The sequence below is a fragment of the Caldisalinibacter kiritimatiensis genome, from assembly GCF_000387765.1.
Classification (GTDB): domain Bacteria; phylum Bacillota; class Clostridia; order Tissierellales; family Caldisalinibacteraceae; genus Caldisalinibacter; species Caldisalinibacter kiritimatiensis.
Window position 1 is genome coordinate 1 of the sequence record NZ_ARZA01000004.1, and the last position, 13,675, is coordinate 13,675.

Sequence of the window (13,675 nt, forward strand, 5' to 3'; positions counted from 1 at the left end):
CTATTTTTTTTACTAATTTTCTGTGGATAAGTTTAATTTTGTATTTTGCAACTATCTAAACCTTTTATTTTTTTATTCAATTGCTCTTAGAAAATCTAATGACCTAAAATTTCTCTTATCAATATGTTCTAGTATATATTTTATCAAAATCTCCTGTATTCTTTGCATTGTTTTTTTATCAATTTCTAAATCATCTAATTTATCAAGCTCACTATACAATAAAAGTCTCATAGCATTAAGTGTAGATGAATCTATATTTTCTGCAAATTTTACTTTGTGTGAGCACTTTTCACATATAACTCCACCATCTGTTATACTAAACTTTAATTTCCCCACTGGAGCATCATTACAAAATACACATCTATCTATATAAGGTCTATAGCCAATAAAACTTATATATTTAATTTCAAAAGCACGTATAAGTTTTTCATAATTCTTAGGTAATTTTGATAATAACTTTAATGTTTTTATCAATAATCCAAATAATCTTTCGTTTGGCTCTTCTTCAGCTAAAGCAAAATCTGTCAGTTCCATTAAATATGTTGCATATCCAAGTTTCTGCAAATCCTCTCTTAAAGAATAAAATGAATTTATAACTTCACCTTGGTTTATATTATACATACTCTTTCCTTTATACATAATAAAATTGCTATAACAAAAAACTTGGGTGCTTGCAATCAAAGAACTTCTTGGTTTTCTAGCACCCTTAGCTATTGCTTGTATTTTCCCATTTTCTCTTGTAAATATTGTAAGTATTTTATCTGAATCTTTATACTTAGTTTGTCTCAATACTATCCCTTGTATGTTAGCTAACATTTCTTCACCTCTAGGCTCTTATATACCCTGAAGTACTTTCTCCTTTTTGGCTACACGTTCTTTTTTATCATATTTACCACTTTCTTTATAATAAAGGTAAGCATTTATATTTCCTGATGCTTCGAATATTTTCCACATTTCATCCCTTAACAACATATATGTCCCTCCTATTGTGGTTATATGTTTATTAATTTGTACACTTAGCAGCTTTTATACTAGTCAAAATGTGCTATTGTAGTAAATAAATTAAAGGATAAAATGTGTTTCCTAAATATATTATATCTTTAACGATAAAGTTTATACTTGATAAAGTTTATACTTAAGAAGAACTAATTTATTTATAACTGAAATATCTTAATGCACTTTCCTTTTCTCTCCAATCTTTCTTTACTTTAACCCATAAATCCAAAAACACTTTACTTCCTAATAATCTTTCTATATCAATCCTTGCACTTTTACCTATTCCTTTTAATTTTCTTCCTTCTTTTCCTATTATAATACCTTTATGAGATTCCTTTTCACAGTAAATAGTTGCATTTATATCTACTATCTCCTTACCTTCTCTCTTTTTTATTAAGTCAATATCTACTGCAACACCATGAGGAACTTCTTGTTCTAAATAATGAAGAGCCTTCTCTCTTATTATTTCTGATATTATTAGTCTCTCAGGTTGGTCTGTAATCATATCATCAGGGAAATATTTTGGACCTTCTGGAAGCAGCCTCTTTATTGTATTAGTAAGTTTCTCTACTCCAATTCCATTTAAAGCTGAAATAGGTATTATATCTTCAAACTCCCCTAATTCACTATAATTTTGCACTGCTTCTTCTATTTCTTCCTTTGTCATTTTATCTATTTTATTAATTACTAATATTTTTGGGGTTGAAAGTTTTTTTATCTCTTCATATATATATTTGTCTCCTGGACCAATTTGTGTACTATCATCAACTAGCCATATTATAATATCTACTTCATCTAAAGTACTCTTCGCTACATCTACCATATATTCTCCTAGTTTATTTTTAGGTTTATGTAATCCTGGTGTATCTAAAAATACTACTTGAAAATCATTTTCGGTATAAACGCACTGTATTTTGTTTCTAGTAGTTTGAGGTTTGTTTGATATTATTGCTATTTTTTCACCTATTATATTATTCATTAAAGTAGATTTTCCAACATTTGGTCTCCCGATTAATGATGCAAATCCTGATTTAAATTTCATAAATTTTATTCCTCCTATTCAATTGTTATATCTGTACTAAGTTTAGTTACTTGTATCCACGTAACTCCTGAATTTAATTTTATCTCTTTATTTGAACTATCATAGAATCTAGTCTTTCCATTTCTTGAGCTTTTCTCCCATGTAATTCTAATTGCCTTGCCATTTGTTATATAATATCCTCTGCCTTTTCCAACTAAATCAATTGATAGTCTACCTACATTATCTATTACCTCAGTTTTTGCCCTTTGAATAATAATATTTTTTGCTTTTATAGCTGTTTTATCCAACTCATCAATATGAAGTTTGCCATCCTTATATCTTTTATATACCTTTTTTTCCTCATCATAAACGTATTTAGTAGTATTACTTTTATTATATTTTATAATAACAGTATTTGCAGAGTTACCATCTATATTTTTATCCTCTTTATTAAACTTAAATCCTTCATAGTTTCCTTTTAATCTATATCCTCTTCTACGTTGTTCTTCTCTTATAACTTCTAAACTCGAATACATATTATTAGGTCTTGTTTTACCAGTTTTATAATATCTCCAGAATACTTTAGATGAACTAGAAAGTCCATCAATATCTGCAATCTTTAGTCTTCTAACATCAGCCTTTGCAGCCTCACTTCCCCCTACTCTAACATAAATTGGGTCATACTCTAGTAAAGCCGTTATAAAATATGGTCTTGTACTTCTTATTGGCCCTATATGGTCTGGGTCATTTAATAAAAATATACCCATATATCTTGTATAAGGATATTCTACTAGAAATTCATATACTATTTCTGCCTGACTCAAACCAGCTTGCCATCTTGCCTTAGGATGATTATCAAACATTACTGCTACTGGTCTTCTATTAACTTTTTCTTTTGGTCCATAAGTCCCACTTAAAGGCGATGGTATACCTTTTTCTTCCTTTACAATTTCTTGTTTTTCATCATCTTCTTCCTTCTCTTCTTTATTATTAACTTCTTCTCCATCTTTATTTTGTTTTTCTTCTTGCTCAGTATATTCTACATTATCACTTTCAATCTCATTTACCCCTTCGGTTGCTTTATTGTTACAACCAATCAAACTAAACATAATACTTAGGATAAGTACTGTTATAATTAGCGGGTTTATCCTTCTCATATTGCTTCCTCCTTAAGCCATATTTTCACTGTTATGTTTTTATATCTTTTATTTGAATTTTCACTCTTAAATATAAGTGTTCTATTGGTCATTTCGTATTTTACTAATTTGGATTTGTTTTATACGTCTATTCTGTACCTTTGTTACAGTCATACATAAATCGTCATATTCAACAATGTCCCCTCTTACAGGCAATCTTCCTAATGTACTAAAAACAAATCCTCCTAATGAATCAAAATCCTCCTCTGGTAAATCTGTATTAAATATTTCATTTATCTCTTCTAAAGATACTCCAGCTTTAACTAAATATAAGCTGTCATCGGTCTTTTCAATCATATCTATTTCATTATCATATTCATCTAAAATATCTCCAACTATTTCTTCTAAAATGTCTTCTATTGTTACTAATCCTTCTGTACCTCCATATTCATCTAGAACTATAGCCATATGTATTTTATTCTGTTGAAGTTCCTTTAATAGTTTATTAATTTTCTTGGTCTCAGGCACATAATAAGCTGGTCTCATTAACTTTGATATACTTATTTCTTCTTTGTATGTATCTTTAGATAGAACGGTTAATGTATCCTTAGCATAAAGTATCCCCACTATATTGTCAATACTATCTTTAAATACTGGAATTCTAGAATGTCCATAAGTAATTATTAAATCTAATACTTCATTGAGTGTTGCATCTTCAGAAACAGCTATAATATCAATCCTTGGTACCATTACCTCTGTCACTTCTATATCGTCAATTTCAAATACACCTTCAATCATTTCTCGCTCTTGTTGTTCTAAAACTCCTTCTTCTTCTCCTATGTCTACCATAAGTCTTATTTCTTCTTCTGTAACAAAGTATTGGTTACTCTCAACTTTTCCTCCAAGAATCTTAACAATAAATGTTGTAATTTTATTTAGAATAAAGATTATTGGCCAAAATATCTTTGATAAAAATTCAAGAATTTTTATACTTTTTATAGCTACCTTTGCAGGATTCTGTGCTGCAAAAGATTTTGGTGTAATCTCACCAAATATCAATATTAAAGTAGTCATAATAGCAGTAGCTATTAATGTTGAGTTACTTCCTTTAAACAATGTAACCGTTAATTCAGTTAAAATAGCAGTTGCTGCTATATTGACAATGTTATTTCCAATTAATATAGTAGTTAATATTATATTTAACTTTTTCTTAGCTCTTCTTAATAAATTAGCCCCTTCTTCATTATATTCTCTTATTTTTCTTATTTTGCTAACGGTTAATGATGTAAGGGCAGTTTCTGAGCTTGAAAAAGCAGCTGAAAGTAATAAAAATATAAACAATATAAAAATTCTAATATATAACTCAAAATACGACAAAAATATCCCTCCTGCTAGCCCGCAACTTGAAAAAGTAGTACAGTAATAAGTATTCCTAATACTGCCCCTACAAATACTTGTGTAGTGGTATGTATTTTACCTTCTATTCTACTTTGCCCCACTAACGCTGCTATAAAAAAACTTAAAGTAGAAACTAAAGTGTTTTCTGTGATAAACGTAATAGTCGTTGCAACAACAAAAGCTATTGCAGCATGTCCACTTATAATTCCACCCTTTAATGGTGTTCCTATAGCTGTTTTTGTTTTAATAACTATAGTTATTATTATCACTAATAAAATACTTATAAAAGTCAAATGTATAGGGGAATTTTTTATCTTTATAATTACTACCCTAGTATATGGATTTAATCTATCAAAAAAAAGCAGATATGCAACTATAATTGCATTTACTGCTGATATTAGAACGGCTCCAGCAGCTACATTTTTTGCAATTTCAGCTAATGGATGATATTTTTCAGTATACATATCAATAGTTTTTTCTATTGAAGTATTAACCATTTCAGATACTATCACCAATGAGATAGTAAGTACTAAAACTATCAACTCGGTTCTGTTTAAATTTAAAAAAAGGCTTAATAATAATGTAAAAAAAGCTATAGTAAAATGTATCCTCATATTTCTTTGAGTTTTTAAAGCATATACTATTCCTGATACAGCATAGTTAAAACTATCGATTAGCTTCCTTACTTTCATATTTAACTCCTTTTTGCCTTGTTAATATAAGATTAGTTCTTTTTATTGTAAAAAAAAACAATAAACCTATTATCAATATAAATTATAATTTAATTAATACTACCTTGCTTTTTAATTGTTCTTAAAAATCTTTATTTTTTTCATTATATCTTTTTCTTTCTGTCGCATTATCTGTTTTTCTTTCTCAGTCATATGGTCATACCCCATTAAATGAAACATACTATGGGCTGTTAAATATGCTACCTCCCTTATAAAACTATGTCCATACTCCTTTGATTGCTCCATTGCTTTTTCAGCTGAAATTACTATATCTCCTAACAAAATCTTTTCTTCAAAATTGTTAGTATCGTCATCATCTTCCATAGGAAATGATAAAACGTCAGTTGGTTTATCTTTGCCTCTATATATACCATTTAAACGTTTAATTTCTTTATTATCAACAAAAGATATGCTTATTTCATAATTCAAAGATTTATTTTCATAGATTAAGCATTCCTTACATACCTTTTGTACAATTTCCTCTATATCTACTTCAATATCTATTTTATCCTGTCTATTATCGATTAGTACATCCATCTATTTTCCTCCTTTTAACTCTTTAAGGTCTAATTTAGGATACTCTATCCTTTCATGAAATATTCCAAACAATATGTTTAAGAATGAATTTGCAATAGTATCAAGGTCCCTTAAGGTTAAATCGCATTCGTCTAATTGCCCATCGTTTAATTTGTCTTTTATGATTTGTCTTACCAATCCTTCAATTTTTCCTCTTGTTGGATTTTGCATTGACCTAACAGCTGCTTCTACTGAATCCGCAAGCATAACTATAGCTGCTTCTTTAAATTGTGGTCTTGGTCCTGGGTATCTAAAGTTATCTTCTTGTACATTTTCAGAGTTTTCTCCATTAATTGCTTTATGATAGAAATACGCAACTAATGTATCACCATGATGCTGCTCTATTATATCCTTTATTACATTAGGAAGTCTATATTTTTTTGCAATTTCAAAACCATCTTTTGCATGATTAGTTATAATTAATGTACTTAAACTAGGATTTAATTTATCATGAGGATTCTCTCCGTTCATTTGGTTTTCTTTGAAAAAATATGGTCTTTTTAATTTACCTACATCATGATAATAAGCTCCTACCCTAGCAACTAATGCATTACCTCCAACAGCTTCAGCTGCAGATTCACTTAAATTTGCAACTAAAATGCTATGATGATATGTTCCTGGTGCTTCTAAAAGTAGTCTTTTCATTAAAGGATGATTAGGATTTGAAAGCTCTAATAACTTTAAAGGAGTAACTATTCCAAATCCACTTTCCCACAGTGGTAAAGAACCAATTGTCAATATTGCAGAAAAAATACCATTTAGTAAACCATATATACATTTAGAAATTATAATATGGATATCTGAATTGCCTATTAATCCAAATGCTACTATTGTTATAATATTTATTGCACTTACAAGCAATCCTGTTAACAAAATATTGTATCTTTGATGAGTTTTAAGAACTCCTATAGCACCTACTATTCCACCAACTAAATACATAACTATAACATTAACATCATTTACAGTAACTAATCCAATAATTATAGATAAAATGAAATTAACAATTATAGCTAACTTCGCATCTAATAAAATAGCAATTAACATAGTTGCCGCAGATACTGGTAATAAATACTCTGGATATCCTGATATACTATTTACGTTTTCAGAAATTACTACCGTTGATAATATAATTATAATTAATATAACTAAGCTCTTAAAACTATTTAAAACATGTTTATCAAAAACATACAAGTAAGCAACTACTATTCCTTCTAATAGCAATACTAATAATAACACACCTATTGTTAATCCATAATCTAATCCTTTACCTTCTTTCAATAATCCAGATTTTCTTAACAATTCTAATTTTCTTATATCTATTTTATCTCCTTTACTTACTATAAGTTGTCCTTTCTTTATAACTACTGGCTCCACTTTAGACGCTGCTTCTTTTTTCTTTTGCTGTGTTGTTTCAGTATCTAAAAATCTATTAGGTTTTATTGTATTATTTATTAAACTGACTCCTAAGTTTTTCAAGTCATCTGACAAAGTATCCAGGTTACCAAATATATCTTTAATATTTTCCTTTTCATATTCAATTTCTTCTTTAGTAATACCTGTACTCATTATTTGTCCTAAAATATCGTAAATATTACTTTCCAATGCCTCTAAGTCTTCTTCGGGAGTTTTTAAAGCAGTTATTATATTTACACTAGATACAGTTACAGGAATTCGTTGTTTTACTATTTCAATTTTAACTTCAGCGCTTAAAGACTTATTTGAGCGTACATCATAAATTGCTTCAAAGAATTTCTTTATCTCGTTCTTTATCTTAACTTGTACTGAAGGGTCAATTTTATGCCTTGGCTCTACTTTTTCCATAGCATCTTGCTTTAATTTTTCAGTTTCTTTCTCATCTACAATATCTTTAGTAGCTATTATATCTTGTTTTGCAATGTCTCCAATCTTTAAATCCAGTTTTTCTGGAGCTACATTATCTACGATAATTGAAAATAGTAAAGTAGTAATAAAAATTAATAGAAATATTTGCTTAACTAATAACTTATTAAAAAATTTTATTATTGAATTATTTAGTAGCCTGTCCACCTTTTTGTTATCTAAAGAAATCATAATTTACCCTCCAAATTATATAAAAACTTACTTCTCTGCTTTATTTTTTTCATAGGCTTCATATGCTTTTATTATTCTTTGCACTAAGCGATGTCTTACTACATCGTGTTTATCTAGATATACTACTCCTACTCCCTTTACGCCTTCTAGTATTTCAGTAACTTGTCTTAATCCTGAGCGCTTACCATTTGGTAGATCTACTTGTGTAATGTCACCTGTTATAATTGCTTTAGAACCAAATCCCAGTCTTGTAAGAAACATTTTCATTTGTTCCGGCGTTGTATTTTGTGCCTCATCTAGTATTACAAATGAAGAATCTAATGTTCTTCCTCTCATATAAGCTAATGGAGCTACTTCTATTAACCCTTTTTCCATATACTTCATATATTTATCAGGTCCCATTATATCAAACAAAGCGTCATATAACGGTCTAAGGTATGGGTCGACTTTATCCTGTAAATCCCCAGGTAAAAAACCTAACTTTTCTCCTGCTTCAACCGCTGGTCTTGTTAATATAATTCTATCTACTTCTTTATTCTTAAATGCATTTACAGCCATAGCCATAGCAAGATATGTCTTTCCTGTACCTGCTGGTCCTATTCCAAATACTACTTCATTTTCTCTTATAGTGTTAATATATCTTTTTTGTCCTAATGTTTTAGGTTTAATTGTTTTTCCTGAATGTGTTATTACAACTACATCATCAAGTAATTCTTTAATCTTGTTTTCTTGTCCTTCATAAACAAGCTTTACTGTATATCTTACATCCTGCTTTGTAAGTTTACCTTCTTTTTTAATTATTTCAATTAGTTTATAAATTAGTTTCTCAACTATTGATATGTTAGGTTCTTTTCCTAATATTCTTATTTCACCTTCTCTTGATACAATATCAACCTCAAATTCTTTCTCTATCATTTTTATATTTTCATCAAAATTCCCAAATAATTCTCTTGTATAGTCATTATCACGAATTCCTATTTTTTTCTCTTGTATTTCTTTTGTCAATATTATTCCTCCTCAATGTATTGTACTTTTATTTTTTCTCCTATTTCTTCAATAGTTTCAACCTTTATTTTAGCAGTTAAAATATCTTCTTGTATCAAATATTCTACATTCTTTGATACAACTTTAGCATTCTTGGGTAATTCCTTCATTATTTTTTGTACACCTTTAACTGCTATTGCTTTTTTTAAAGAATCAATGTTCTGTTTTACTTTCCTAACATATACCTCTCTATATTCGTGAATTATAACTTTTATGGGTAAATTCAATTTAGAATCCTCTATAATACTTGTAGTCTTTTCTACTTCTATATAATTATCAAAGGGTATGTCTCCATTCATTAATTGAATTTGATTATTTAATAATTTAATCTCCCTCGCCCTATGAACTCTACCTGTTTCTTCTTTTATAGTCTTATATATAGGTTCTTTAAATGTCTTTACATACCATGTTCTTCCTAATACGGTTCCTTCAGAATGTATCAATAAAGGTTTTTCTAGTCTTGCATCTTGTATTACACCAGTAATTAGCACTTGTCCTTGTTTTACTATATCTCCTTTAGAAACAATTCCTTTTCCGTTTTTAGCTATTACTTTTTCAATCACTGCGTCTTTAGTTGCCACTATGTTACAAGGCTCACCTTTTGATACTTTTTTCTTAATATTTTCTTTTTCCTTTATTTCTATTATTAGTTTAGTACCTTTAATCTCAGCATGGGCATAAGATAGATTATCTATATCATATAATATCTGCTTTTTAATAGCTATGGTATTTATATCCTTCTTTGAAATCCAAGGTCTTATATCCATACCATCTAAATAGCTTAAAATATATTCTTTCTTTATAGATTCATTGCCTTTTACTTCAATACTCCATATAAAAGAAGTTAAAAATAGTATTATTCCTAATGCTATAACAAAACCAAAAGCTAACATTTTTCTATACTTCATTTTTTGAACTGTAAAGGGAAAGCCTTTTTTCTTTTTAATAGTTACTCTACATCCAACTCTTCTTACCACATCTCTTAATTCTTTAAATCCATTTATGCCAACTTTGGCCTCTAGAGTAGTATAATCATAGCTTACTATATCCCATAAATATATTCCTTTAGCAATAGCTAAGTTAATAAATCTTTCAAGTGTTAATCCTTCAATTCTAATAATAACATATCCTCGAAAATAATTCCATATTCTGATAACTAGCAAATTCACCACTCCTAATCTAAAAATTCAACTGTTTCTATTTCACCTACCACAATTATCTCTTCAGTTACGATTGTCCTTATATACATATTTTTTCCTACAATTCTAATAACCCCTCTTCTTGTGTTTATTCTAATTCTCTCTTTACTATACTCAATAATACCTTTATGATTCTCTATATAAACTTGTAAATTACCCACCATAGTAATCTTAGGCAAATCCAACATTATATCTTTGGGTAACTCTAAAATTTCAGATAAACTCGATTTAATTTCTTCCATTCTTTTATTCACAGATAGCCCTCCTCCATATATTAAATTTATGCTTACACTATTATTGGTATTACATTTATATAAAAAAGCGAGCATAGTTGATTTTTGGCTATTAGCTTTTGGCTTAAACACTTTCAAAAAATAAAAAAGAGCAAAGATTTTTAAATCTTTACTCTTTAAGGCATATATTATCTTTTACGTAAGCTCTTGGGTTTTGACAATATCTCTGACATTATAATCCCTTTTATTATTTCTTCTTTACTACTTAAATTTACGTTAATTTCATAGTCTTTAACTATATTTTCTTCATACTTTTCATTAATTGTGTTTTTATCTATGTTTTTTATATCTTCAGATTTTATTTTTTCATAATTATCTTTTAAGCTATCCTTTCGAATATACTCCTCGTTATATATTTCATTTTCATTATTAATAGTATTTTCAGATTCGATATAATTATAATCTCTGTTTTGATAGGTTTCATTATATTCAGTTTTATAATCGTACTTTTCAATCTCTGGTTCATAAAATTCATAAGAGCTTTTTGTATTCTCTTTAGAAACTGTATTTATTGTTTCATTTTTTAGTCTTTTGTTTCTAGTATCGATATTCTTCTTTTTATTTTTTGAGCTTGCTCCAATAATAATAAATATCAAAGGCACTATAAACTTAAATAACGACTGTAAAATATCATCCATATTAACACATCCTTAAATGTTACTTGTCTGTATTGTTTTTATCTGTCTTATTTAAATCTGAAATCGCCTGTCTCATATCTGTATCAGCTAATATATTTTTCATATTGTAGTAATCCATAACGCCAATATTACCTTCTTTTAATGCTTTAGCAAGTGCAAGAGGAACTTCTGCTTCAGCCTCAATAACTTTAGCTCTCATTGACTGAACTTCTGCCTTCATTTCCTGTTCTTTAGCTACTGCCATTGCTCTTCTTTCTTCTGCTTTAGCTTGTGCTATTCTCTTATCCGCTTCAGCTTGGTCTGTTTGAAGCTTAGCTCCTATATTCCTTCCTACATCAACATCAGCTATGTCTATTGATAGTATTTCAAATGCCGTCCCTGCATCTAACCCTTTTTCTAATACAGTCTTAGAAATCATATCTGGATTTTCTAATACTCCCTTGTGAGTCTCTGCACTACCTACTGTTGTAACGATACCTTCACCTACCCTAGCAATAATTGTTTCTTCACCTGCTCCACCAACTAATCTTTCGATATTTGCTCTTACAGTAACCCTTGCTTTTACCATTACTTCAATACCATCTTTGGCAACTGCAGCAACCTTTGGTGTTTCAATAACTTTTGGATTTACACTTACCTGTACAGCTTCCAATACATTTCTACCTGCTAAATCAATTGCAGCAGCTCTCTCAAATTCAAGTGAAATATTAGCTCTTTGTGCTGCTATTAAAGCATCAACTACTGTATTTACATTGCCTCCAGCTAAATAATGAGCCTCTAATTTATCTACTCCTAAACTCAATCCAGCTTTTGTAGCTTTAATTAATGGATTAACAATTCTAGATGGAATTACTCTCCTAAGTCTCATACCAACTAATGTAAAGATTCCAATTTTAACTCCTGAAAAATATGCAGTAATCCACAGCCCTACTGGAATAAATGTAAAAAATAGACTTAAAAACAGTATAACTGCTACTATAATAATAATTGTAAGCACAAAACTACCTGCCATACTTATACCTCCTCATTATGTTAAGTATTATTTAAAAATAATTATTAAACTCTCTAGAATAATAATTATTTTTAGCTAAAAAATTAAATTTTTCTTACTACTATCTTAGGACCTTCTACTTTTATTACTTTTACTTTAGCTCCCTTTTCTATAAAACTTCCCTCTGAAACAGCATCTACCCTTTCACCTTCAATCTCTATTGTGCCAGATGGTCTTAGAAAAGTAATAACTATCCCCTCTTTACCTATGTACTCTTTCGTTAACTTCACACCACTATACCCTATCTCTTTTTCCTGTTTAGTTCTTAAAATTATTCTATCTAAGTAAGGACTTTTATATCCCTGTTTAATAAGTACATATGCTGTTAATATAGTTAATATTAAAGCAACAGCAATTGACAATATGCCAGTACGTACTGACCCTGCTGCTAATATTATACTTGCTCCAATACATATTAATCCACCTATGCCTGGTATCCCAAAACCTGGAGCAGCTGCTTCTATTAATAATAAAACAACTCCTGCTGCAAATATAACCAATACTCCCCAGCTAGAATTTCCAACTAAAATACTACCTCCAAAAAATAAAGAAAAAGCGATTAAACTCAAAGTACCTCCTGCTCCAAATCCAGGAGCAAATATTTCTACAAGCAATCCTATAAACCCAATTGATAGAAGTAATGAACTTATATAGGGATTAGTTAAGATTCGTGCAACATTAGTCCTTAAATCTGTTTTTGCTTTAACTATTTCAGCGTATTCAATATCAAAGTAGTTTAAAATTTCTCTATAGTTATTAGAAACTAGGTCTGTAAATCCTATTTCATTTGCTTCCCTGGAATTTAGGTTTAGTAATTCTCCTTTTTCTACAACCCCTTCAATTTCTATATCTTTATCTGCCATCGAACTAACTAGCACTGAGTCCCTTCCTCTACGAGTTGAAGTATCTCTTAACCAACTTAACCATAATGACATAGCCTTTTCAGTATTAGGTATTGTTTCAGCAGAACCAATTGTTGCTCCTTGGCTCATTACTATTTTTTCACAAGCAACTGTAACCAACACACCAGCAGATTCTGCTTTAGTATTTACATAAGCTATTGTAGGATAATCTATTTTCATAATTGATTCTTTTATTTCATTTGCATAATCTATACGTCCTCCATATGTATCTATTTCAAAAATTATTGCTGCAGGATTTAACTCTGATACTTCTTCAATCTTACTGTCAACAAATTGGTATGTAGCCTTATTAATATCTCCTTTTATAGGTATAACATACACATCTTTTCCAGTCTGTGCAAAGCCCATAGTTATACTTAAAAACATAATAATAAGAAGACTAAAACATATAAATATATATCTTATTTTATTTAGCAAAGATCTTACACCTCCTTGTACTGTAATCCATAGGAAACTATGAAAAATTAAATTTTGTGGATAAAAATATAATTTTTGTTAACTTATATATCTATTATATATTAAATTTTTCCGTAACAGTATACTTTTATTAATTTTATTCTTTATATATCAAAAAAGACCTGAATACATACGTACTCAGG

Annotated in this window: 14 protein-coding genes; all 14 read right to left on the reverse strand. The window is 29.0% G+C overall.

Features of this window, described 5'->3' with window-relative positions; all coding sequences use genetic code 11:
• Positions 1-72: 72 nt before the first annotated feature.
• Positions 73-816 carry a DNA repair protein RecO gene (recO, locus tag L21TH_RS00160; RefSeq protein WP_006305367.1) on the reverse strand — a complete coding sequence of 248 codons (744 nt, stop codon included), beginning with the start codon at positions 814-816 and terminating at the stop codon, positions 73-75.
• 18 nt (positions 817-834) lie between these two features.
• Complete coding sequence (locus L21TH_RS13955; protein WP_006305369.1) at positions 835-972, reverse strand: YqzL family protein; 138 nt, start codon at positions 970-972, stop codon at positions 835-837.
• A 178-nt stretch (positions 973-1,150) separates the two neighbouring features.
• Positions 1,151-2,038: a GTPase Era gene (gene era, locus L21TH_RS00165; protein WP_006305371.1), complete on the reverse strand. Its 888-nt coding sequence runs from the start codon at positions 2,036-2,038 to the stop codon at positions 1,151-1,153.
• Positions 2,039-2,052: 14 nt separating this feature from the next.
• Complete coding sequence (locus L21TH_RS00170; protein WP_006305373.1) at positions 2,053-3,174, reverse strand: DUF3048 domain-containing protein; 1,122 nt, start codon at positions 3,172-3,174, stop codon at positions 2,053-2,055.
• Positions 3,175-3,255: 81 nt separating this feature from the next.
• The gene (locus tag L21TH_RS00175; protein ID WP_006305375.1) at positions 3,256-4,530 is read right to left on the reverse strand and encodes a hemolysin family protein; all 1,275 of its coding nucleotides are present in this window, start codon (positions 4,528-4,530) and stop codon (positions 3,256-3,258) included.
• Positions 4,531-4,544: 14 nt separating this feature from the next.
• On the reverse strand, positions 4,545-5,243 hold the full coding sequence (locus L21TH_RS00180) for a diacylglycerol kinase (RefSeq protein ID WP_006305377.1): 699 nt from the start codon (positions 5,241-5,243) through the stop codon (positions 4,545-4,547).
• 111 nt (positions 5,244-5,354) lie between these two features.
• Positions 5,355-5,819: an rRNA maturation RNase YbeY gene (gene ybeY / locus L21TH_RS00185; protein WP_006305379.1), complete on the reverse strand. Its 465-nt coding sequence runs from the start codon at positions 5,817-5,819 to the stop codon at positions 5,355-5,357.
• Positions 5,820-7,928, reverse strand: a complete 2,109-nt coding sequence (locus L21TH_RS00190) for an HD family phosphohydrolase (protein WP_006305381.1) — start codon at positions 7,926-7,928, stop codon at positions 5,820-5,822. It abuts the gene before it with no gap.
• A gap of 27 nt (positions 7,929-7,955) precedes the next feature.
• A complete protein-coding gene (locus L21TH_RS00195; RefSeq protein WP_006305384.1) occupies positions 7,956-8,933 on the reverse strand; it encodes a PhoH family protein in 978 nt (325 codons plus the stop codon).
• Positions 8,934-8,935: 2 nt separating this feature from the next.
• Complete coding sequence (yqfD, locus tag L21TH_RS00200; protein WP_006305389.1) at positions 8,936-10,135, reverse strand: sporulation protein YqfD; 1,200 nt, start codon at positions 10,133-10,135, stop codon at positions 8,936-8,938.
• An 11-nt stretch (positions 10,136-10,146) separates the two neighbouring features.
• Positions 10,147-10,425 (reverse strand): sporulation protein YqfC, encoded by a 279-nt coding sequence (gene yqfC / locus L21TH_RS00205; RefSeq protein WP_006305391.1) that lies wholly within the window; start codon positions 10,423-10,425, stop codon positions 10,147-10,149.
• 167 nt (positions 10,426-10,592) lie between these two features.
• Complete coding sequence (locus L21TH_RS00210; protein ID WP_006305393.1) at positions 10,593-11,102, reverse strand: hypothetical protein; 510 nt, start codon at positions 11,100-11,102, stop codon at positions 10,593-10,595.
• Between the two features lie 19 nt (positions 11,103-11,121).
• Positions 11,122-12,114: a flotillin-like protein FloA gene (gene floA / locus L21TH_RS00215; protein ID WP_006305395.1), complete on the reverse strand. Its 993-nt coding sequence runs from the start codon at positions 12,112-12,114 to the stop codon at positions 11,122-11,124.
• Between the two features lie 83 nt (positions 12,115-12,197).
• The gene (locus tag L21TH_RS00220; protein ID WP_006305397.1) at positions 12,198-13,493 is read right to left on the reverse strand and encodes an NfeD family protein; all 1,296 of its coding nucleotides are present in this window, start codon (positions 13,491-13,493) and stop codon (positions 12,198-12,200) included.
• Between the last annotated feature and the right edge of the window lie 182 nt (positions 13,494-13,675).

Coding starts and splice junctions, on each gene's coding strand:
- L21TH_RS00190 (WP_006305381.1), bottom strand. CDS start 7,928: ATGATTTCTTTAGATAACAAAAAGGTGGACAGGCTACTAAATAATTCA.
- ybeY (WP_006305379.1), bottom strand. CDS start 5,819: ATGGATGTACTAATCGATAATAGACAGGATAAAATAGATATTGAAGTA.
- floA (WP_006305395.1), bottom strand. CDS start 12,114: ATGGCAGGTAGTTTTGTGCTTACAATTATTATTATAGTAGCAGTTATA.
- recO (WP_006305367.1), bottom strand. CDS start 816: ATGTTAGCTAACATACAAGGGATAGTATTGAGACAAACTAAGTATAAA.
- L21TH_RS00210 (WP_006305393.1), bottom strand. CDS start 11,102: ATGGATGATATTTTACAGTCGTTATTTAAGTTTATAGTGCCTTTGATA.
- L21TH_RS13955 (WP_006305369.1), bottom strand. CDS start 972: ATGTTGTTAAGGGATGAAATGTGGAAAATATTCGAAGCATCAGGAAAT.
- L21TH_RS00170 (WP_006305373.1), bottom strand. CDS start 3,174: ATGAGAAGGATAAACCCGCTAATTATAACAGTACTTATCCTAAGTATT.
- era (WP_006305371.1), bottom strand. CDS start 2,038: ATGAAATTTAAATCAGGATTTGCATCATTAATCGGGAGACCAAATGTT.
- L21TH_RS00180 (WP_006305377.1), bottom strand. CDS start 5,243: ATGAAAGTAAGGAAGCTAATCGATAGTTTTAACTATGCTGTATCAGGA.